General features: G+C 66.1%; 15 protein-coding genes. 4 read left to right on the top strand and 11 right to left on the bottom strand.

What is annotated here, in order from left to right:
* The first annotated feature begins 353 nt into the window (after window positions 1-353).
* Window positions 354-1,961: a SulP family inorganic anion transporter gene (locus AC27VL_RS10925; RefSeq protein ID WP_488766401.1), complete on the top strand. Its 1,608-nt coding sequence runs from the start codon at window positions 354-356 to the stop codon at window positions 1,959-1,961.
* A gap of 59 nt (window positions 1,962-2,020) precedes the next feature.
* Here the strand turns inward: AC27VL_RS10925 and AC27VL_RS10920 are convergent, their stop codons facing one another.
* Window positions 2,021-2,731 (bottom strand): glutathione S-transferase, encoded by a 711-nt coding sequence (locus tag AC27VL_RS10920; protein WP_488766399.1) that lies wholly within the window; start codon window positions 2,729-2,731, stop codon window positions 2,021-2,023.
* 149 nt (window positions 2,732-2,880) lie between these two features.
* Between AC27VL_RS10920 and AC27VL_RS10915 the strand changes: the two genes are divergently transcribed.
* Window positions 2,881-3,699, top strand: coding sequence for a DUF3014 domain-containing protein (locus tag AC27VL_RS10915; RefSeq protein WP_488766397.1), 819 nt, complete (start codon window positions 2,881-2,883; stop codon window positions 3,697-3,699).
* 2 nt (window positions 3,700-3,701) lie between these two features.
* On the opposite strand, the gene AC27VL_RS10910 is transcribed toward AC27VL_RS10915, so the two are convergent.
* The 4 genes from AC27VL_RS10910 to AC27VL_RS10895 form a co-directional block, all read right to left on the bottom strand.
* On the bottom strand, window positions 3,702-4,835 hold the full coding sequence (locus AC27VL_RS10910) for a cytochrome-c peroxidase (protein WP_488766395.1): 1,134 nt from the start codon (window positions 4,833-4,835) through the stop codon (window positions 3,702-3,704).
* Between the two features lie 37 nt (window positions 4,836-4,872).
* Window positions 4,873-7,506, bottom strand: coding sequence for a TonB-dependent receptor (locus AC27VL_RS10905; RefSeq protein WP_488766393.1), 2,634 nt, complete (start codon window positions 7,504-7,506; stop codon window positions 4,873-4,875).
* A gap of 211 nt (window positions 7,507-7,717) precedes the next feature.
* Entirely contained in the window at window positions 7,718-8,698 is a 981-nt protein-coding gene (locus AC27VL_RS10900; RefSeq protein ID WP_488766392.1) for a FecR domain-containing protein, read from the bottom strand.
* Window positions 8,688-9,182, bottom strand: a complete 495-nt coding sequence (locus AC27VL_RS10895; RefSeq protein WP_488766390.1) for a sigma-70 family RNA polymerase sigma factor — start codon at window positions 9,180-9,182, stop codon at window positions 8,688-8,690. The genes AC27VL_RS10900 and AC27VL_RS10895 overlap by 11 nt, the downstream gene beginning before the upstream one ends.
* Window positions 9,183-9,434: 252 nt before the next feature.
* Between AC27VL_RS10895 and clpB the strand changes: the two genes are divergently transcribed.
* Entirely contained in the window at window positions 9,435-12,020 is a 2,586-nt protein-coding gene (gene clpB, locus AC27VL_RS10890) for an ATP-dependent chaperone ClpB (RefSeq protein WP_100553365.1), read from the top strand.
* A 79-nt stretch (window positions 12,021-12,099) separates the two neighbouring features.
* Here the strand turns inward: clpB and AC27VL_RS10885 are convergent, their stop codons facing one another.
* From AC27VL_RS10885 to AC27VL_RS10875, 3 genes are all read right to left on the bottom strand, one after another.
* Window positions 12,100-12,900: a MipA/OmpV family protein gene (locus AC27VL_RS10885; RefSeq protein WP_191078231.1), complete on the bottom strand. Its 801-nt coding sequence runs from the start codon at window positions 12,898-12,900 to the stop codon at window positions 12,100-12,102.
* 141 nt (window positions 12,901-13,041) lie between these two features.
* Window positions 13,042-14,331, bottom strand: coding sequence for an ATP-binding protein (locus AC27VL_RS10880; RefSeq protein ID WP_488766388.1), 1,290 nt, complete (start codon window positions 14,329-14,331; stop codon window positions 13,042-13,044).
* Window positions 14,328-15,062, bottom strand: coding sequence for a winged helix-turn-helix domain-containing protein (locus AC27VL_RS10875; RefSeq protein WP_089236580.1), 735 nt, complete (start codon window positions 15,060-15,062; stop codon window positions 14,328-14,330). The genes AC27VL_RS10880 and AC27VL_RS10875 overlap by 4 nt, the downstream gene beginning before the upstream one ends.
* Before the next feature lie 180 nt (window positions 15,063-15,242).
* Between AC27VL_RS10875 and AC27VL_RS10870 the strand changes: the two genes are divergently transcribed.
* The gene (locus tag AC27VL_RS10870) at window positions 15,243-16,529 is read left to right on the top strand and encodes an O-acetylhomoserine aminocarboxypropyltransferase/cysteine synthase family protein (protein ID WP_191078228.1); all 1,287 of its coding nucleotides are present in this window, start codon (window positions 15,243-15,245) and stop codon (window positions 16,527-16,529) included.
* Window positions 16,530-16,916: 387 nt separating this feature from the next.
* Here the strand turns inward: AC27VL_RS10870 and ybaL are convergent, their stop codons facing one another.
* The 3 genes from ybaL to AC27VL_RS10855 form a co-directional block, all read right to left on the bottom strand.
* On the bottom strand, window positions 16,917-18,617 hold the full coding sequence (gene ybaL, locus AC27VL_RS10865; protein ID WP_191078227.1) for a YbaL family putative K(+) efflux transporter: 1,701 nt from the start codon (window positions 18,615-18,617) through the stop codon (window positions 16,917-16,919).
* Window positions 18,618-18,807: 190 nt separating this feature from the next.
* Window positions 18,808-19,689, bottom strand: coding sequence for an XVIPCD domain-containing protein (locus AC27VL_RS10860; RefSeq protein WP_488766386.1), 882 nt, complete (start codon window positions 19,687-19,689; stop codon window positions 18,808-18,810).
* 9 nt (window positions 19,690-19,698) lie between these two features.
* A complete protein-coding gene (locus AC27VL_RS10855) occupies window positions 19,699-20,007 on the bottom strand; it encodes a hypothetical protein (protein ID WP_488766384.1) in 309 nt (102 codons plus the stop codon).
* Window positions 20,008-20,076 lie beyond the last annotated feature (69 nt).

The following is a 20,076-nucleotide window of genomic DNA, read 5'->3' as shown; positions in this document are numbered from 1 at the left end:
TTCCGTGGCTGGCGCCCGCAGGAAACTGTCAGGGGCCGGGCGGGCAGGTTGCGCAGGGGCGTGAGCCGCATGGATGCGGCGACCGAGCTTACATGGGTGAGGGCGCTTTGCTTGCGAAGCACTGCTTCGCAAGCGCCCGAACGCACAGCCGCCAGCGGCTGGGCCGGGCCCCGGAGGGGGACTTGCAGCGTCCCCTGCGCAGCCTGCCCGCCCGGCCCAGCCCCAGAACCCGCTTTCGGCGACCAACCACGAGGGGCTCCGCCGTTGGCTGGAACCCATCATTCCACGCGCGAATTGGCGCGCCGGGCCCGCTGGGCCTACCATCGGCGGTCCCCACCCCCACCGCCCCTTCCATGTCCGCTCCCGCTTCCACCGCGCCGCGCCGCTGGTTCGTCGCTGGCGACTTCAACGGCTTCTTCGGCCTGGTCGTCGACAATCTCTCCATCCTCGGCTTCATCGCCATGGCACTGGTCGGGATGTTCCAGTTCCCCGCCGACGTGGTCTTCGGCCGCATGTTCCCCGGCACCGCCCTGGGCGTACTGGTCGGCAACCTGCTGTACACCCTGATGGCACGGCGCCTGGCCGCGCGCACCGGGCGCGACGATGTCACCGCCATGCCGCTGGGCCTGGATGCGCCGACCAGCATCGGCATGGCCCTGCTGGTGCTGGGCCCGGCCTTCCTGGCCTTCAAGCAGCAGGGCATGGACCCGCATGCCGCGGCCATCGCCACCTGGCAGTTGGGCATGGCCTCGCTGGTCATCATGGGCGTGCTCAAGCTGATCCTGTCCTTCTTCGGTGAAGCAGTGACCCGCGCGCTGCCGCGTGCCGCGCTGCTGGGCTCCATCGCCGGCATCGCACTGGTGCTGATGGGCCTGCTGCCGTTGCTGGAAACCCTGCGCTCGCCGCTGGTCGGCTTCACCACGCTGGGCCTGCTGCTGTACGTGCTGATCGCCAAGGGCAAGCTGCCGATGCGCGGTCCGGGTGTGCTGCTGGCGTTCGTGTTCGGCACCGCCCTGTATTACGGGCTTGGCCTGGCCGGGCTGGGCGTGCCCGGTTTCCAGATTCCGGCCTGGGTGCCGCCGCAGGTGGTACTGCCGCTGCCGACGCTGGGCTTCATCGAGGGCCTGCCGACCGCGATGACCTACCTGCCGCTGCTGCTGCCGTTCGGCCTGCTGATGGTGGTGGGTGGCATCAACGTATCCGAGAGCGCGCGCGCGGCCGGCGATGACTACCGCACCCGCGACATCCTGCTGGTGGAAGCGGTGGCCACGCTGGTCGCTGGCGTCTGCGGCGGCGTTGCGCAGACCACCCCGTACATCGGTCAGCCGGCCTACAAGCACATGGGCGCGCGCAGCGGCTACACGCTGCTGACCGGCCTGTTCGTTGGCATCGGCGGCATGCTCGGCATCATTTCCGGGCTGGTGCAGTGGCTGCCGCTGGCGGTGCTGGCGCCGATCATCGTGTACGTGTCGATCGACATCACCACCCAGGCGTTCCAGGCGACGCCGCGCCAGCATGCCGGCGCGATGGTGCTGGGCTTCCTGCCGTCGGCAGCCTACCTGCTGGCGATCAAGGCACCGGGCTGGATTCCGGCCGAGCAGATGGGCGCACTGCTGACCCACGTCGATGGCCACGGCCTGCCGGAGCTGGCGGTGATCTTCGCGCTCGGCAATGGCTTCATCATCACCTCGATGCTGTGGATCGCCACCGTCGCGGCGATGGTCGATGGGCGCCTGCGCCGCGCCTGCGGCTTCCTGCTGGTGGCAGCGGTGCTGACGCTGTTCGGCCTGATCCATTCGGTGGATCCGCGCGGCGGCATCTACCTGCCGTGGGATCTGCAGGGCCTGGCCCGCGTGATCAGCTGGCAGTTCGCCGGCGCGTATGTGGCGTTGGCCATCCTGTTGGGGCTGCTGTCGTTGCAGAAGCAGGCGGTGAAGCCGCTGGCTGAAAACGCCCATTGACCGGTAGCGCCGGGCCATGCCCGGCGTTGGGTTGCGTCGCCGCCGGGCATGGCCCGGCGCTACCGCTCTGAATCCAGCTCCGGGTAATGCCGGAAGATGCCGTTGGTGTTGAAGGCAAGCCGCCGCTCCGAAGCGAGATAGGCGGCGATGTTGGGCCGTTGCTCCACCCGATCCTTCAATGCGCGCAGCAGCGGCAACGTGGGCCACAGCGCCTGCATGCGGCGCGGAAACATGTAGTCCAGCCCGCTCAGCAGCTGGAACAGTGACAGGTCCACGTAGGAGTGTTCGCGCAACGGGTGGCGACCGCCGTTGGCCTTCAGCACCTGCTCGAAGTAGCCAAGGAACTTCGGCAGGCGCTCACCGCGCATCGCTGCCGCGCGTGCCTTGGCTTCGGTCTTCTGGTCTTCGTAGTACTTCGACGAGGCAATGGGATGGTGGGTGTCGTGCACCTCGGCCACCAGATCGGCGATGGTCAGCTGCCACTGCAGCGCCTGCATGCGCCGCGAGGCGGCCTGCGGGACCAGATCCAGCGTCGGGCCGAGGAAATCGAGAATGGCCGCAACCTGTGCGATGACCTGTCGCCCGGCCTTCAGGAACGGTGGCGCGAAAGGTTGCGCACCTTCGCTGTGGCCGTCGAGGAACGGCTGCATCACCGCGTCGCCGTGCACCCGCGCCATGTCGACATAGTCGGCGCCGGCATCTTCCAGCGCCAGCCGCACGAATTCGCCACGGCCCTGGATGCCGGTCCAGTAGTACAGCGCGTACTGCATGAAGGCTTCTCCGCAAGACAAGAACAGCAGGGTCGCGCGTATCGCGCAAAGCAGGCGTGAACCACAACGCCAGCGGAATGGATGGGGAACCCTGCGGAACGAGGGGAGTCACACCTTGTCCATGCAGGTGAAAAGCGAGGTACTGCATCATGCAGAGTGGAAAAGCGGTCTGGCCCTGGGTTCTGGGCGTGGTGGTGGTGGGTGGCGCGGGCACATGGTTGTTCCGCGACCAGTTGCAGAGCCTGGCAGATGGCGTATCGGTGCCGGTGCAATCCGCGCCGACCTCGGCAGGCGCCGCACCGAAGCCTGTTACCGTCGAAGAGCCCGCACCACCGCCGATCAGGCATCCGCTGGATTCCGAGGCCGCCGCTGACCCGGCGCTGCCGAAGCTTGCTGACAGCGATACCGCTGCCTGGAGCGCATTGAGCGAACTGTTCAAGGGCGAGGGTGCGTTGACCGTGCTGCTGCGTGATCACCTGATCCAGCGGCTGGTTACCCAGGTCGACAACCTGGACAAGGCCAGTGTGCCGCCTACCGCGCTGGCCGCTCGGCCGCTGCCGGGCCGCCTGCAGGTGGAGCAGGGCGAGGGCGGCGAACGCATCGCTGCGGCCAATGCAGCGCGCTATGCGCCCTATGTGCAGGCCTTCACTGCGCTCGACCCGGCGTCGGCGGCCTTGGCCTACAAGCGCTTCTATCCGTTGATCCAGCAGGCCTACGTTGATCTTGGAAAGCCCGATGGCTACTTCAATGACCGCTTGGTGTCAGTCATCGATCATCTGCTGGACACCCCTGAGCTTGCTCAAGCGCCGCTGGTGGAGCGCGATGAGCGCGGACGCTACCGCTTCGTCGACGCCACCCTGCAATCGCGCTCGATCGGCCAGAAGGCCTTGCTGCGCATGGACGCGGCGCGGGCGCGGGCGGTCAAGCAGCAGCTGCGGGCGATCCGTGCGGCCATCACGCATGGCTGAGGCTACAACGCCTGCAGGAAAGCTTCGAGGTCCTGCAGATCCTGGCGGCTGAGCCCGCGCGGGCGCAGCAACGGGTCGGGTTGCGGGAACGGATCGGCGTGGGCTGCCGACGCTGCGGGCGGGCGCGGACGCGCACCGCCCACGTTGTAGAACGCCAGCACGCCGGACAGGCGCGGAATCAGCCCGTTGTGCATGTAGGGCGCGGTGCTGGCCACACCACGCAGCGATGGGGTGCGAAAACGGCCGCTGTCGGCAGGATCGCCAGTGATCTCATACCGCCCAAGATCCTGCCGGGAGCGGCCATGAAAGTGAAGGCCGAGATTGTGGAAGCCGTTGTCGGTCAGGGCCGGGCCGTTGTGGCAGTTCATGCACCCGGCAGTGGTGCGGAACAGATGCAGGCCACGAAGCTGCGCATCCTCCAGCGCATGGGCATTACCGCGCAGGAAACGATCGAAACGGCTGTTGCGTGGCGACAGGCTGCGTTCGAAGGCAGCTATCGCCTGGCCCAGCTCGTTCGCATCGATACGCGGTTGGGCGAACACCTCTGCGAAGTCACGTCGATACGACGCGTCGCGGCGCAGGCGCCGCACTGCTGCGTCGGCGCTGAAGCTCATTTCAGTCGGGTCGGCGATCGGGTGTAGCGCCTGCTCTTCCAGGGTGGCCGCGCGGCCATCCCAGAACAGCGGCGCCATGTGCGCACTGGTGGCCACGCTGGGCGCGTTGCGGCGGCCCGCCTGGCGGTCGTGACCAAATGACACGCGGCGGCCATCGGCCCAGCCCAGGTCGGGATCATGGCAGCTGGCGCACGCCAGTTGCCGCGAGCGCGACAGTACGGTGTCGAAGAACAGGCGCCGGCCGAGTTTGATCTTTGCTGGCGTGGATGGATTGCCGGGTAGGTCGACGGGCAGGGGGAGGGGCGCGAGTTCCTGCCAGGCGATGCCGGGTTCCACCTCTGGGGAAGGCCAGCGCACGCTCGGCGCACTGTAGAGCGCACGCAGGCAGGCCACGTCCGGGTGCGCAGGCAGTGCCGGCGGGCAAGGTGTGTCGCGCGCAGGCGCGGGCATGCCCGCGCTGACCATCGCGAGGATGGCGACGGGCAGGCACAGGCGAAGCAGATGGCGGGATGGGAAGCGCATGGAGCAGAGCCCGGCGCGCGAACGCCGGGCAGCCGGTTCAGAAGCGGTAGCCGACCTCCAGCCAGAACTGACGGCCGATGTCATACAGCGGTGCATTGCCCACCGACGGCGATACGCCATAGATGTTGCGACGGTTCAACACGTTGGTGATGTCGATATTGGCGTACACCGTACCCACCTGCGCCGGAAGGTCCCGTTCCCAGGCCAATCGCACGTTCCAGGTGAAAGAGGGAGTGAACGTGCGTTCCTCCCAGACCTCGATCGCTTCGCCCTGGTAGATCTCTCTCTGCGCGGTCCTGGCGATGCGGCGATAGCCTGCCGTATGCACGAGCATGTTGGTGAGGGTCAGGTCCAATGCTTCGATGCGGGTAATGGTGTTGAGTCGCGCCGACCACGGGCGGGTGTAGTTGTCCGCCGGCTTGTGCTGGTAGCGCATGTAGCGGCCGTCGTAGCGGATCCATGGATTGAGGTAGAACGCATCGGCGCTGTCGTCATACAGCGGTACGGCTCTGCGGACATCGGTCCAGTCCAGTGACAGCAGGGCCTGCGTGTGCGTGCCAGCCAGCGTCCAGCCCTGCAGCGTCTGGGCGGTCAACGAGTAGATGTTGCTCAGGCCTTCACCGCTGCTGGACCAGGTGGTGTAGCTGCTGGTGAGCGTGTCATCGTCAGGGACCACGTCGGTGATGCGTCCGCTGACGCCGATCACCTGATCGCGCAACCGCCGGTTTACCGCTTTCAGGTTGAAGCGCAAACCGGCCCAGTCCTGCCGCCATCCCAGCATGAGCTCATCGGCGTAGCCCACCTTGTCGATGTCGAAGTAGGTGTCATTGCCAGCCTGGGTGCCAACGTTCCATGTGCCATTGAGGCTGGTGCGCCGTTCGGTGTTGTAGCGCAGCAGGTTCACCCCATCGCGCAGTTTCCAGGCGGCCATGCTGCGGCCGTAGTAACGGTTTGCGCCGGCGGTCAGCACGGTGCCTTCGCGCGGCTCCCAGCTCAGTGCGAAGCGCGGCGCGATGGTGGTCTGGCCGATGTAGCTGTCGCGCTCGATTCGCAGCCCTGGGCGGATCGATACGTTGCCATAGCGCATGTCATCATCCAGGTGGACGGCGTAGTTTTCCACATCGAAGCCGATATGGCCGGTGGCGTAGCGGGTGCGGCGGGTGAAGTACTGCCCCGGCCACCCTGTGGCTGTCAGGCCCATGCCGCACGCCTGATCGATTGCACCCGATGCCAGTGTGCAGGTGGTGGTACGCGCTGGCGTCGTATAGGTGCTGTTCTCGGTCAGCCGGCGATAGTCGAAGGTGTCGCGCATCAACGCGATCCCGGCGCTGAAACGATGGACGCCGCCGGCCATCTGCAGTGGATTGGATTGAACATCGGCGCTGTACTGCAGGCGACGTTGCGATTGCTCGATGTCACCGAATTCGCCTTCCAGGCTGGAGGCGTTGGTGCCCCAGTCCTTGCTGGCAGAGCGCAACCACGTGTAGTAGTCATCACTCTCGGCATCGCGCGATTGCTCGGTGCGGCTCCAGCTCAGCCGCTGGTTGAAGGTTCCCCAGTCGGCCTGCCAGCCTGCGCCCACGTTCACCATCGTGCCGCCGCTGTCGATGCGGATGCCGGCGCCACGGATGTTGGAGCGGAAGTACTGGTTTTCCGTTGGTGCATGGGTGACGGTGGCGTCCACGGTCAGTCGGTCGCTGACATCCCACACGGCCTTGACCATAGCCTGGTCGGACTGCTGCCGCTGGACCTCCCGCTGCGTGCCGTAGCTGTCGACCAGGTGCGCCGAATAGAAGTACGTGGGAATGGTGGAGCGCTTGCGGGTGAAGTTGGCCAGCACGCCTAGCCTGTCGGTGACCCTGCCTTCCAGCGTGGCACGCCAGGTTTCCTTGGTGAACTCGGGCTGGCCATCACCCCAGGCCGAAGCGTTCTCGTAGTCCTCGCGCATGCTTGCATCCAGGTTGTAGCGCGTCCATGACGAGCGCGTTGTCTGGTATGAAAGCGAGCCTGAGAACGTATCCTTCGGTCGACGGATGTGGGCGTCGATCACGCCGCCGCTGAAACCGCCATATGCCGCAGGCACATTGCTGTCGAGCACGGTCAGGTCGGCCAGCAGGTCGGTATCCAGTGCGAAGGCCTGACTGTTGCCTGGTGCGGCGGCGAGACGATACGGCGAGGGGTCGCCGCCGGGGTCGATGTCGTTGTTGAAGTTCATGCCATCGACGACGAATGCATTCTGGTAGAACGGCGCACCATTGATGCTGATGTTGGCCGGGGTGATGTCGCCGGGTGTGAATGCGCTCAGTCGCGCGTTGTCGAACTGCACGGCAGGATTGATCCGCAACAGGCTGCCGATGTCGCCGTTGCCGGAGACCTGCGCATGGATGTAATCCTCATCCAGTTGCAGGCCTTCGGCATACCGGAAGCTGTGCAATTGCCCGCCAATGCGCAGGGGCTGCGTGCTCCGGGCATTGCTGCCGGATGCCGTGCCACGTACCAGCGTGAAGCTGCCACCAGCGCGGGCCTGCAGGCGCAACCCGGTTCCGGCAAGCAGCCGGGCGAAGCCTTGCTCGGTGCTGAAGTCGGCTGGGAGTGCCGGCGCGCGGCGGCCCTCCGTCAGTGCTGGGTCAAAGGACAGGGCGACACCGCGCTGGGCTGCAAATGTGCTCAAGGCCAGGCCGAGCGGTCCTGCGGGCTGGGCGGTCGGGGAGGGCGTGCGTTCTGTGGTGGTCTGGGCGAACGCGGGCGTGGCAGCCAATGTGGCAGCCAGGAGGGTCAAACGCAGAGTTCGGGCGATCGGGCGCATGAAGGGCATTGATGGAAGGGATTCACTTCCTCTGCCACGCGAGCAGGAAAAAAGTGTCATGCACTTGAGGCGCCGCCTAGTGCGCGCGCGCCGGATGCAATCGTGTCCACAGGCCAGCAGGGCCACGGCGGATCTGCAGGTTGTAGGTGCCAGCGAGCATTGACAGGCTGCGATCAGGATCGTCGACGGGAAATGCGCCGGAAACCGGCAGCGTCGCGATGGCGTCGTCGCAGCCGAGCCCACCATGCTGGTAGCGACCCAGCCGTGCCAGAACCATGCGCAATGGCAGCGCGTCGACGACCAGCATGCCCTGCTGCCAGGCATCGATGGCCGGCTCTGCTGGGACGGTAGGCTCGAACGCCTCGGCGGTGAAGCGGACCTGCCGCCCAGCAACGATTCGACGTGACGAGCCCTCGGCGGCCAGCGTGACCTGTACCGCGCCGTCGGTTACGCCCAGCACGCTGGTGGCCTGCTGGTGCAGCACGTTGAAGCGCGTGCCCAACGCTTGCATGCGCCCGGCAGGGCTGGCAAGTACGAACGGTCGGGTGGACGATTGTGGGTCGACGGCAGTGATCAGCAGCACCTGCCCATGGCGCAGCCGCAACAGCCGCTGTGCCGCATCGAAGGCGATATCCACGGCGGTATCGGTATCCAGGTGCAGCACGCTCCCGTCGGGAAGCAAATGCTGGCGGCGCTCGCCCACGGCTGTGCGCACACTGGCATCCCAGGCTGCGTCTTCCCATAGCCGCCACGCCAGCCAGCCCCCGATGGGGGCCACCAGCAACGTTGCGACGCTTCGGAGCAGGGCGCGACGGCCACGCGACGCCGGTGCCTGCAGAACGCTTCGGGCCAACGGACCGGGAACCTGCGCAGTCAGTGCCAGCAGATGCCTGGCGCGCTGCCACGCACGGGCATGCTCCGGATCGGCATCATGCCAGCGCTGCCATTGCGCGGACAGCGATGCGCTGCTGTCATCGTGCAGTCGCATCATCCAGTCGGCCGCCTGTTCCAGCACGCGCGGCGACAGCCGTGCCTGTGTGCATGGGTCAGGGCACATGTGCCAGGCAGCCCATCAGCGCTCGTTTCATGTGCCGCTTCACCGTCGACAGAGATAGCCCTAATGCCTCGCTGATCGCCTCGTAGCGCAGGCCTTCGAACTGCGCCAGCAGGAACACCCGGCGTGCCATCGCCGGCAACCCGTCCAGCATCGCATCAATCTGCTGCAGTGCTTCGCGCACCAGCGCCTGTTCCTCCAGCGAGGGCAGCACTGGCTCTGGAAACTGCGCCAGGTACTCCAGATACGTGCGATCCAATGCCTGGCGGCGGAACCAGTTGGCGGCCAGCCCACGCGCCACGGTGGTCAGGAACGCGCGCGGCTCGCGCAGCGCAGCCAGGTCGCGTCCCTGCAGCAGGCGAGCGAAAGTGTCCTGGGTGAGGTCATCGGCCACATCGCGATTGCCCACACGCCCACTCAACCAGCCCTGCAGCCAAGCGCGGTGATCGCGGTACAGCATGCCCAGTTGTTCGTGGTGAGGAGCCATGGGAAGCGGGTTGCGGGCTTGATCGAAATGAGAATGATTCGCAAGTATTGCATCCGCGGTGCGCGGATTCCAGTGCCAAGCGCGCAATGGCTTGCGCAGGATCAACGCGCCGGCAACACCCCGTCCGGCATGCTGGCCGCAGGCTGACTGGCCTTCGACTGCAGTCGCAGCCACCCTTGAAACCGGGTGGGGCAACCGCATCTTTCCAGCATCGCCGGCGCGGCCGGCCAAGATGACCGATGAGGTTTCACAATGCGCATGGACAAGCTCACCTCGCGTTTCCAGCAGGCGCTGGCAGACGCGCAGTCGCTGGCGGTAGGCCGCGACAACAGCATCATTGAACCGGTACATGTCTTCAGCGCCCTGCTGGACCAGCAGGGCGGCAGCACCCGGCCGTTGCTGGCCCAGGCCGGCGTCAACGTGCCGGTGCTGCGCGAGCGCCTGGACGAGGCGCTTGAAGCACTACCGAAGGTGTCCGGCCAGGCCGGCAACCTGTCGATCGGCAACGATCTCAACCGCCTGCTCAACCACACCGACAAGCTGGCACAGCAGCAGGGCGATGCCTTCATCGCCAGCGAGTGGTTCGTGCTGGCCGCGCTGGAAGACGGCGGCACGCTGGGCATGGCGCTGCGCGCTGCCGGTGCCGACAAGGCGCGCCTGCAGACCGCCATCGACAAACTGCGTGGCGGCGAGAACGTGCAGTCGGAGAACGCCGAGGAGCAGCGGCAGGCGCTGGAGAAGTACACCATCGACCTCACCGCGCGTGCCGAGAGCGGCAAGCTCGACCCGGTGATCGGCCGTGACGAGGAAATCCGCCGCACCATCCAGGTGCTGCAGCGCCGTACCAAGAACAACCCGGTGCTGATCGGCGAACCCGGCGTGGGCAAGACCGCCATCGTCGAAGGCCTGGCCCAGCGCATCATCAACGACGAAGTGCCCGAAGGCCTGCGTGGCAAGCGCGTGCTGTCGCTGGACATGGGCGCGCTGATCGCCGGTGCGAAGTTCCGCGGCGAATTCGAGGAGCGCCTGAAGGGCGTGCTCAACGACCTGGCCAAGAGCGAAGGGCAGATCATCCTGTTCATCGATGAGCTGCACACCATGGTCGGCGCGGGCAAGGCCGACGGCGCGATGGATGCCGGCAACATGCTCAAGCCGGCACTCGCACGCGGTGAACTGCACTGCGTCGGGGCGACCACGCTGGACGAGTACCGCAAATACATCGAAAAGGACGCCGCGCTGGAGCGCCGCTTCCAGAAGGTGTTCGTGGGTGAGCCGACGGTGGAGGACACCATCGCGATCCTGCGCGGCCTGAAGGAAAAGTACGCGGTGCATCACGGGGTGGAGATCACCGACCCGGCCATCGTCGCCGCGGCCACCCTGTCCAACCGCTACATCACCGACCGCCAGCTGCCGGACAAGGCCATCGACCTGATGGACGAAGCTGCTTCGCGCCTGCGCATGGAGATCGACTCCAAGCCGGAGGAACTGGATCGGCTGGAACGTCGCCTGATCCAGTTGAAGATCCAGCGCGAGATGCTGAAAAAGGAAAAGGACGATGCCTCGCGGCAACGTCTGGCCGACCTGGAAAACGATATCGACGCGCTGGAGCGCGAGTTCTCCGATCTCAACGAGGTCTGGAAGTCGGAGAAGGCCGCGCTGCAGGGCACGACCAAGCTCAAGGAACAGGTCGAGCAGGCCAAGGTTGAACTGGAGTCTGCGCAGCGCCGGCAGGATTTCGCCCGCATGAGCGAGATCCAGTATGGCGTGCTGCCGCAGCTGGAGAAGCAGCTGGCCGCCGCCCAGGAAGTGGAGAACCACGACTTCAAGCTGGTGCAGGACCGCGTCACCGACGAGGAGATCGCCGAGGTCGTCTCGCGTTGGACCGGCATCCCGGTCAACAAGATGCTGGAAGGCGAGCGTGACAAGCTGCTGCGCATGGAAGAGGTGCTGCACAACCGCGTGGTCGGCCAGGAAGAGGCGATCAAGGTGGTGTCCGATGCGGTGCGCCGTTCGCGTGCCGGCTTGTCCGATCCGAATCGACCGGGTGGCTCGTTCCTGTTCCTGGGCCCGACCGGCGTGGGCAAGACCGAACTGTGCAAGTCGCTGGCCGAGTTCCTGTTCGACAGCGCCGACGCGATGATCCGCATCGACATGAGCGAGTTCATGGAGAAGCACAGCGTCGCACGCCTGATCGGTGCGCCCCCGGGCTACGTGGGCTACGAGGAGGGTGGTTACCTCACCGAGGCCGTGCGCCGTCGCCCGTATTCGCTGATCCTGCTGGATGAGGTGGAGAAGGCGCATCCGGATGTGTTCAACATCCTGCTGCAGGTGCTGGACGACGGTCGCCTGACCGACGGCCAGGGCCGCACGGTGGACTTCCGCAATACCGTCATCGTGATGACCTCGAACCTGGGTTCGCACCAGATCCAGGACATGAGTGGCGATGACACGCCGGAGGCGTACACGCAGATGAAGGCCGCGGTGATGGGGGTGGTGCAGGCGCACTTCCGTCCGGAGTTCATCAACCGCCTGGACGACATCGTGGTGTTCCATCCGCTGGACAAGCAGCAGATCAAGCAGATCGCGCGCATCCAGATGCGCGGCCTGGAAAAGCGTTTGGCCGAGCGTGGCCTGAAGCTGGTGGTGTCCGATGCGGCGTTCGATCTGCTCGGCAACGTCGGCTTCGATCCGGTCTACGGAGCGCGCCCGCTGAAGCGTGCGATCCAGGCGCAGTTGGAAAACCCGCTGGCGCAGCAGATCCTGTCCGGTGCGTTCGCCAACGGCGATACCATCGAAGTGGGCAACGACGGCGGCCATCTGGTGTTCGCCAAGGCCTGAGCCGAACGGGGCGCTGCATGATCGCAGCGCCCCGTTTCCGTTGTAGCGACCGGCCGCATCCGGCGCATGCCGGCAATGCTCAGAACCGGTGCGTATACCCGGTCATCAAGCCGAACTGGTTGGCCTTCTGCACGATCGGGCTGTCCGCCGCATCGCCCAGCAGGCGGGTGCCTTCCACGGCGATGTACCAGTTGCCGTTGCGACCGGCGCGATGGCTCCATTTCATGCCCAGGCCGGCGCTGACCAGACCAGCCTTGGGCTTGTGCTGGGCGAAACCGGTGCGAGCGGCCTGGTCAGGGCTGACGCCATACCAGGTCTGCATGTAGCCGCGGTTGCCGTAGTCGGTGGAGACGCTGCCGCTGACCACACCACCGGCCAGATCGAACAACGGCATCTCCAGATTCAGATGGATCTGCTGGGTGGCAAGGCCGTTGTCGCCCTTGTCGTCGTCTTTCAGCGTGTACTGCCACGAACCACTCAGTACTGCCTCACCCAGCGTATAGCCAGCTGCCAGGCCGACCAGGGGCCGGGTATCGATATCGCCCATGCCACGCAGGAAGTCCGAGCCGCCGAGGATCGAGTTCTTCTCGCGGCGGCTGCCGCTGCCACCGACGTAGGCACGCACGCGGGTGTGTTCGCCGATCGCCGTACCCCAACCCGCACCGCTGGTACCCAGAAACCAGCCGCCCGGCGAGGTCACGTCGAAGGACAGTGTGGGTGCGGCCTGGAATTCCTCGCTGCCGCTGTAACGCGGGGCGACACCGCCGCCAGCAGCAAGCTCGAAGGTCCACTTGTCATCCTTGGCATGCGCTGCGGACGTTGCGAACAAGGGCAACAGGGCCAGGCCGAGCAGGGTGGGGAAACGGCGAAGGTGGGACATGGCAACTCTCTACATTGGGAGGAAGTGCAGCGCGCGCATCCGGCGCGTGCTGCAGGGTCGCCAGCGTGGCGGGACGCAGGCGACCAATCCGTCCGCAGTTGTGCGGGAGTTGTAAGCAACTGTAAGCGCGGCCTGCGCCGTTCAGCTGGCAGCCATTAGCCAGTGCATTTCCAGGCGCGCGCCACCGAGGGTCGCGCGTCCCACGCGGAGCTCTCCGTGGTGACGAACCGCGATGCGCCCGGCGATGGCCAGGCCCAGGCCGAAGCCACCCGTGTCGCGGCTGCGGCTGTCATCCAGACGGGTGAACGGGCGCAGTACCTTCTCGCGATCAGCTTCGGCGATGCCGGGGCCATCGTCGTCCACGCGCAGGCAGGCCTTGCCGGCCACGCTGACCAGTGACACCTCCACACGGGTGCGTGCATAACGCATCGCGTTGCCGACAAGGTTGCTCAGGGCCAGCTGCAGCAGACGTGGCTCGGCATCCACGCGTGGCAGCGCGCTGGGCCACACCTGCAGCACCAGGCCCGCGCGCTCGGCATCGCGCCGCGCGTCTTCCATGCAGGCCTGCAGCCAGTCGTTCGCTTCGATCCGCTGCATGGGCTCGGCATCGTTGGGATGCTCCAGCCGCTCGTAGGCCAGCAGCTCGCTGACCAACCGGTTGAGCTCGGCCAGATCGCCATGCAGGCCGGCAGCGAGGTGGGCCCGCCGCGCCGGATCGTTGCTGTCCTGCATCAGGTCCAGGCCGAAGGCCAGGCGTGCGATCGGCGTGCGCAGCTCGTGGGAAATGGCGTGGGTCAGATCGCGCTGCCGTTGCACCAGTTCGGCCACGCGCGCAGCCATGCGGTTGGAATGCTCGACGATGACCCGGATCTGCGAGCGCGGCGATACCTGCGCACGCGCCTGCAGATCGCCGGCACCGATGCGGTCTGCATGACCCCGCAGTGCCTCCAGGTCGCGCCACAGCAGGCGTACCCACGCATAGAGACAGGCGCCCACCAGCAGCAGGATGCACAGGTAGGCGGCAGCGGTCATGTACAGGGTCATCTGCACTTCGCCGGGAAAGCGCAGCTCCAGCCAGCGCCCGTCAGCACCCTCGATGGGCAGCAGTACCTGCTGGTAGCGGTTGCGGACAATGAAGCCGTCCCCGCGCAGGGTACTGCGCTCTTCGTCATCGAGTACCGGCGGTGCATCCAGCAGTGACAGTGCAATGCCGTAGTGCGGTTGCCATTGCGCCACACGCTGCTGTTGCTGCGGGCGGTCCAGGCCGGCCAGTCCGCTGCGCAGTGCATACACCTGGCCGCGCACCTGTTCGACGAAGACACGTTCCTGCAGGGGCGTGTAGATGCGGTCCAGCAGATGGTTGAGGCTGAACACCGACACCAGCAGGCAGGCCCCGGTGACGAACCACAACCACAGGAACAGGCGCTTCACGCCGACCAGGCCGACGGATTGAACTGGTAGCCACGGCCCCACACGGTCTTGATCCGGCGCGGTTCGCGCGCGTCGTCGCCGAGCTTGCGGCGCAGCTTGCCGATGCAGACATCCACGCTGCGGTCCAGGCCATCGAAGCCGATGCCACGTGCCGCCTGCAGGATCTGGTCGCGCGAGAGGATCTGCCCGGGCTGGCTGGCCAGCAGCCAGAGGATTTCGAATTCGGTGGTACCCAGTTCCACCGGCTGCCCATGCAGGTGAACCTCGCGCTGCACGCGATCGATCAGCAGTTCGCCATGCATCAGCCGGCACGGTACGCCGGCAGGGCCGCTGCCATGGCGGCGGCGCAGCAGCGCGCGCAGGCGTGCCAGCAGCAGGCGCGGCTCGATCGGCTTGTGCACGTAGTCATCGGCGCCGGACTCCAGGCCCAGCACCTGTTCGATATCGTCCTCGCACGCCGTCAGCATCAGGATCGGCACGTCGGAAAAACTGCGGATCTGCCGGCACACATCAATGCCACCGAGGCCAGGCAGCATCAGGTCCAGCACCACCAGTTCCGGCGCGTGCTGGCGGCAGGCCGCGCTGGCCAGGTCGCCACGCGGCACGTGCTGCACGGCAAATCCATGTTCGCGCAGGTAGTCGCTGACCAGCTCGGCCAGGCGGCGGTCGTCCTCGACCAGCAGCACCTGGGTCGGGGTGCCGGCGGCGGGAGTCCACGGGGAGGGCTGCATCGGTAGGGCGTCCTTGTCCGGGGCAAAGGGCCCGGCGGCGAAGCCTAGCAATGGCCCATGACGTCTGCCTGAATCCCGGGCAACCTGATAACCGCCGGTACTGGCGTCATCGCCAGGGGCTCTCAGTGGCGGTCGAAGGCTGGCCTATGGTGGGCGTTTCCCCGGATGGAGCCTGGCGCAATGAGCGATCCGCAGTGGCAACTGGAAACCCTGGCCGTGCACGGCGGCTACCGTCCCGACCCGACCACCCGCGCGGTGGCGGTGCCGATCTACCAGACCGTGGCCTACGCATTCGATGACACCCAGCACGGGGCGGACCTGTTCGACCTGAAGGTGCCGGGCAACATCTATACGCGCATCATGAATCCCACCACCGATGTGCTGGAGCAGCGCGTGGCGGCGCTGGAAGGGGGCATCGGCGCGTTGGCACTGGCCTCCGGGCAGGCGGCGATCACCTATGCGATCCAGACCATTGCCGAGGCCGGTGACAACATCGTTGCCGCCAGCGCGCTGTATGGCGGCAGCCTCAATCTGCTCGCGCACACACTGCCGCAGTACGGCATCCAGACGCGTTTTGCCGATCCGGCCGACCCATCTGCGTTCGCAGCCCTGATCGATGAGCGCACCAAGGCCGTGTTCGTCGAGTCGATCGGCAACCCGCGCGGCAACGTCACCGACATTGCTGCGATCGCCGAGGTCGCGCATGCGGCCGGCGTGCCGCTGATCGTCGACAACACGGTAGCCACGCCGTTCCTGCTGCGCCCGTTCGAACATGGCGCCGACATCGTGGTGCACTCGCTGACCAAGTACCTCGGCGGCCACGGCACCAGTCTGGGCGGGGCGATCGTCGATTCGGGCCGTTTCGACTGGACGGCACAGCCGCAACGCTTTGCCCGCTTGAACCAGCCCGACCCGAGCTATCACGGTGTGGTCTACACCGAAGCGCTCGGCGCGGCGGCCTACATCGGCCGTGCGCGGGTAGTGCCGTTGCGCAATACCGGCGCAGCGTTGTCACCGTTCAATGCCTTCCTGATCCTGCAGGGCATCGAGACCCTGGCCCTGCGCATGGAGCGGATCAACGCCAATGCGCTGGCCGTGGCGGAGTACCTGCGCGCGCATCCGAAGGTGGCGTGGGTGCGTTATGCCGGGTTGCCCGACGACCCCGAACACGCGGCGGCGCAGCGCTATCTGGGCGGCCACGGCTCCGGCGTGCTGACCTTCGGCCTGCCCGGCGGGCGCGTTGCCGGCGCGCGTTTCCTTGATGCACTGAAGCTGTTCACCCGGCTGGTGAACTTGGGGGATGCGAAGTCGCTGGCCACCCATCCAGCGTCGACCACCCATCGCCAGCTGGATGCGGCCGAGCTCGCCAGGGCCGGGGTCAGCGAGGACACCGTGCGCCTGTCGATCGGCATCGAGCACATCGGCGACCTGCGCGCTGACCTGGAGCAGGCGTTGGCTGACGCCTGATAGCTGGCGGCTTGGTCGTCATCGCCATAGGCGATCACCATCGCTGCAGGAACGCGCTACGGTAGAGATGCTCTCCAAGGGCGTGGCGATATCATCCCCGGCCGATGCGGGTCGGCCGGGGATTTTTTTGGGCGCAACCAACCCCGGTAGATCCACGCCATGCGTGGATGAATCTCAATCGAAATCGAATTCTTCGACGAGTGAACGAAGAACATCCACGCCTGGCGTGGATCGACGTGTCGACCAAGGTCGACACCCACCAAGAGCAGGCCATGCCACCCCGCCAACCCACAGGAAGCCAGCTTTAGCTGTTGCTGTTGCTGTTGAGGTTGCCGGCCAGCGGCCGGCACTACCGCAGGTGCAGGGCGCAGCCCTGCCGCACCCCCCTCACACCACCGGAATGCTGTGCTGCCCAAGACTGCGGTACGGCGGGGTCGCCATCACCATTTCCGCCAGCGAGTAAGCCAGCTCGCGCTCGGCCATCACCGTACCGTCGGCACCGTGTTCAAGCAGATGCTTCACTTCGGCATCGCTGTGCGCGCGCGCCAGCAGGGTCAGGTTGGGGTTGATCGCACGCAGCTTGGCCAGTGTCTCACCGGCTTCCAGCGGCTGCGGGATCGCCAGCACCGCGATCTTCGCGCGCTCGGGATGGGCCTCGGCCAGCACCTTGTCCGAAGCGGCGCTGCCACGGATGCCGGGCAGGCCCGCCGCATGCGCTTCGGCCACGTGTTCCTTGTTGTCGTCGATGATCATCACCGGCACGCCACGGTCGCGCAGCACCTGTGCCAGCGCGCTGCCGACGCGGCCGTAGCCGATGACGATGGCATGGTCGTGCAGGTCCAGCGACGGTCCGGGAGGCAGCTCGGTCTCCACTGCCGTGGGCGTGGTTTCCTGGTGCTTCAGCAGCCAGCGGTCGAGCAGGCCGAACACCAGCGGATTGAGCATGATCGAGATCAGCGCGCCCGCCAGCACCAGCGCCTGGCCGGTGGGCGGCAGGATCTTCAGGGTCACGCCGAGGCCGGCGATGATGAAGGCGAACTCGCCGATCTGCGCCAGGCTGGCCGAGATCGTCAAGGCGGTGCCGGTGGGATGGCCGAACGCGCGCACGATGAAGAACGCTGCCGCCGATTTGCCGAACATGATGATGCCGGCAGTGGCCAGCACCTGCCAGGGGTGCTCGATCAGGATGCTGGGATTGAACAGCATGCCCACCGAGACGAAGAACAGCACTGCGAATGCATCGCGCAGCGGCAGTGAATCGCTGGCCGCCTTGTGGCTGAGTTCGGATTCATTGAGCAGCATGCCGGCGAAGAACGCGCCCAGCGCGAACGATACGCCGAACAGCATCGCCGAGCCGAACGCCACGCCCAGCGCGATCGCCAGCACCGACAGGGTGAACAGTTCGCGCGAGCCGGTACCGGCGATGCGCTCCAGGATCCACGGAATGACCCGGCGGCCGACCACCAGCATCACCGCCACGAACAGGCCCAGCTGCACGAACGTCCAGCCGATGCTGGCCAGCACGCTGCCGATGGTGTGGTGTTCATTGGCCGCGTCGGGCCCGAACACGCCGGCCATCACCGGCATCATCACCAGTGCCAGCACGCAGGCCAGGTCTTCGACGATCAGCCAGCCGACTGCGATCTTGCCGCGCTGGGTTTCCAGCAGGCGGCGCTCCTCCATCGCGCGCAGCAGCACCACGGTACTGGCCGTGGCTAGCGCGAAACCGAACACCACGCCATGGATGACCGGCCAGCCCATCAATGCCGCCAGGCCCCAGCCGAGCAGGGTCGCGACCAGGATCTGGCCGATGGCACCGGGAATGGCGATGGCCTTGACCGCCATCAGGTCCTTCAGCGAGAAGTGCAGGCCGACGCCGAACATCAGCAGCATCACGCCCAGCTCTGCCAGCTGGTTGGCCAATGCCTGGTCGGCGACGAAGCCCGGAGTGAACGGGCCGACGCAGATGCCAGCAACCAGGTAACCGACCAGAGGAGACAAGCGCAGCTTGTTGGCCAGCGCGCCGAAGATGAAGGCGAGCCCGAGACCAACGGCAACGATGTTGATCAGGTCGGTGTCATGGTGCATCGGCTCTCGCAGGAAACAGGGGGGGTACCCCGATTTTCACCGATGCGGCCAGATACGGCAAACCCATTCAGCGTATCGCATCGTTGCGTGGACAGCTTGTACGGGTGGGGTATCAAGGCGTGGTGAGGGCCGGCAGGTCCTGACGGGCCTGACGGCGTCTACCTGTGGAGTGCTCCACGCGTAGCGACGATCACACCATCTGCCGGCGCTGGATCTCTTCCAGGGCCGGCTCGACCTGCGGCGGCGAAGTGGCCAACTGCCTGTCCAACTGGTGAATCTGCCGCAGCGACTCTGCAACGGGCTGCTGAAGTGCCGCTTCAATGTTGATGTGGGCACGCAGATGGCCCGGGTCATCCAAGGCTCCTTGGACGACAAAGATGTTCTCCGGCCGAGGGGACTGGCCCGTCGGCAAGCCCAGTACCACATGGTCTATCCGGTCCAGACCCTGTGTCCGGGCAAGCTGGGTGAGGCTGGCCGCCATGCGTTGGCTGGATTCATCGGGTACGCGACCCAGCGAAGCGTCCAGCGCGTGGACGCCCGCGAGGGCCTGCTGGTGTAGCGAGTTCGAGGCATCGCTCAGCGATGGAATGCTGGTTTCCGGCCGTTCGGCTGCCGGTTGCGGCTGCGAAGGACTGGTGGGCTGCAGGCGCTCTGCCTTGCGAATGGACTCGATCAGCTCCCGCGGCGTATCGGTGAACATCAGTTCGCCTGCATCCAGGGACTGCCCAGTAACGTTGTTCACGGTACTGGTCGCCCACGATGCGCAGGTATTGCCATATGACCAGGTGACATTTTCGCCCAGGGCCTGGTCAAGTCGCTTGACCTGCTCGGGGGTCAATTCGTAGAAGCGTGAGGCCGAAGGTGTGGATCGGGCTTCCATGCCTTCGCGGATGTCCGAACGTGGGCCATTGTCCTCAACGCGCGGATGGTCGTCTGGCCACAGGCCATGGAACGTCGTCTGGCCGTTTCGCGTCACCGAGATCCAGGCGTGGCCGTCCACGAACTGATTGAACGACCCCTGCGTATTGGGGTCCACGTGACTGTGGATGCCGAGGACGACCTTGTCGCTCATGGGATGTCCCTATGGAAAAATCTGTGCTTCGCCATCGGCGAACACCATCACCACGCGCGGCGCCATCAAGGGAATTTCCTGACGGGCTGGGCCTGCAGGGCCGGGCTTTACGTCACGCCGCAGCATGGTTTTGCATTCGCCGGATATGGGGCAGCGATCAACAACGACCTTCATGGTGCCGCCCTCCACGACATAGCTCATCCCTGCAGCGTAGTACAGGCTCTCCATCGGCTCATTGAACTGCACCTGGAGCTTCGCTGCGGAGAGCTGGGTGACGACGACCGGCTCCAGGCTCGACTTGGAATAGCTGGGTTTCACGTGATCTCCTGAACACCCTGACAGGGAGGCCGCCAACGCAACCCACGCGAGCGCAGCGTGCACATGGGG

Source organism: Stenotrophomonas sp. 14P6.2.3, assembly GCF_057799055.1.
The sequence above is the reverse complement of the archived record's forward strand: the minus strand, read 5'-3'. Positions and strand labels throughout refer to the sequence as shown.

What these genes read in the sequence shown, in the direction of transcription:
- AC27VL_RS10875 (WP_089236580.1), bottom strand. Translation starts at nt 15,062, where the DNA reads ATGCAGCCCTCCCCGTGGACTCCCGCCGCCGGCACCCCGACCCAGGTG.
- ybaL (WP_191078227.1), bottom strand. Translation starts at nt 18,617, where the DNA reads ATGCACCATGACACCGACCTGATCAACATCGTTGCCGTTGGTCTCGGG.
- AC27VL_RS10925 (WP_488766401.1), top strand. Translation starts at nt 354, where the DNA reads ATGTCCGCTCCCGCTTCCACCGCGCCGCGCCGCTGGTTCGTCGCTGGC.
- AC27VL_RS10920 (WP_488766399.1), bottom strand. Translation starts at nt 2,731, where the DNA reads ATGCAGTACGCGCTGTACTACTGGACCGGCATCCAGGGCCGTGGCGAA.
- AC27VL_RS10885 (WP_191078231.1), bottom strand. Translation starts at nt 12,900, where the DNA reads ATGTCCCACCTTCGCCGTTTCCCCACCCTGCTCGGCCTGGCCCTGTTG.
- clpB (WP_100553365.1), top strand. Translation starts at nt 9,435, where the DNA reads ATGCGCATGGACAAGCTCACCTCGCGTTTCCAGCAGGCGCTGGCAGAC.
- AC27VL_RS10860 (WP_488766386.1), bottom strand. Translation starts at nt 19,689, where the DNA reads ATGAGCGACAAGGTCGTCCTCGGCATCCACAGTCACGTGGACCCCAAT.
- AC27VL_RS10870 (WP_191078228.1), top strand. Translation starts at nt 15,243, where the DNA reads ATGAGCGATCCGCAGTGGCAACTGGAAACCCTGGCCGTGCACGGCGGC.
- AC27VL_RS10915 (WP_488766397.1), top strand. Translation starts at nt 2,881, where the DNA reads ATGCAGAGTGGAAAAGCGGTCTGGCCCTGGGTTCTGGGCGTGGTGGTG.
- AC27VL_RS10900 (WP_488766392.1), bottom strand. Translation starts at nt 8,698, where the DNA reads ATGTGCCCTGACCCATGCACACAGGCACGGCTGTCGCCGCGCGTGCTG.
- AC27VL_RS10910 (WP_488766395.1), bottom strand. Translation starts at nt 4,835, where the DNA reads ATGCGCTTCCCATCCCGCCATCTGCTTCGCCTGTGCCTGCCCGTCGCC.
- AC27VL_RS10895 (WP_488766390.1), bottom strand. Translation starts at nt 9,182, where the DNA reads ATGGCTCCTCACCACGAACAACTGGGCATGCTGTACCGCGATCACCGC.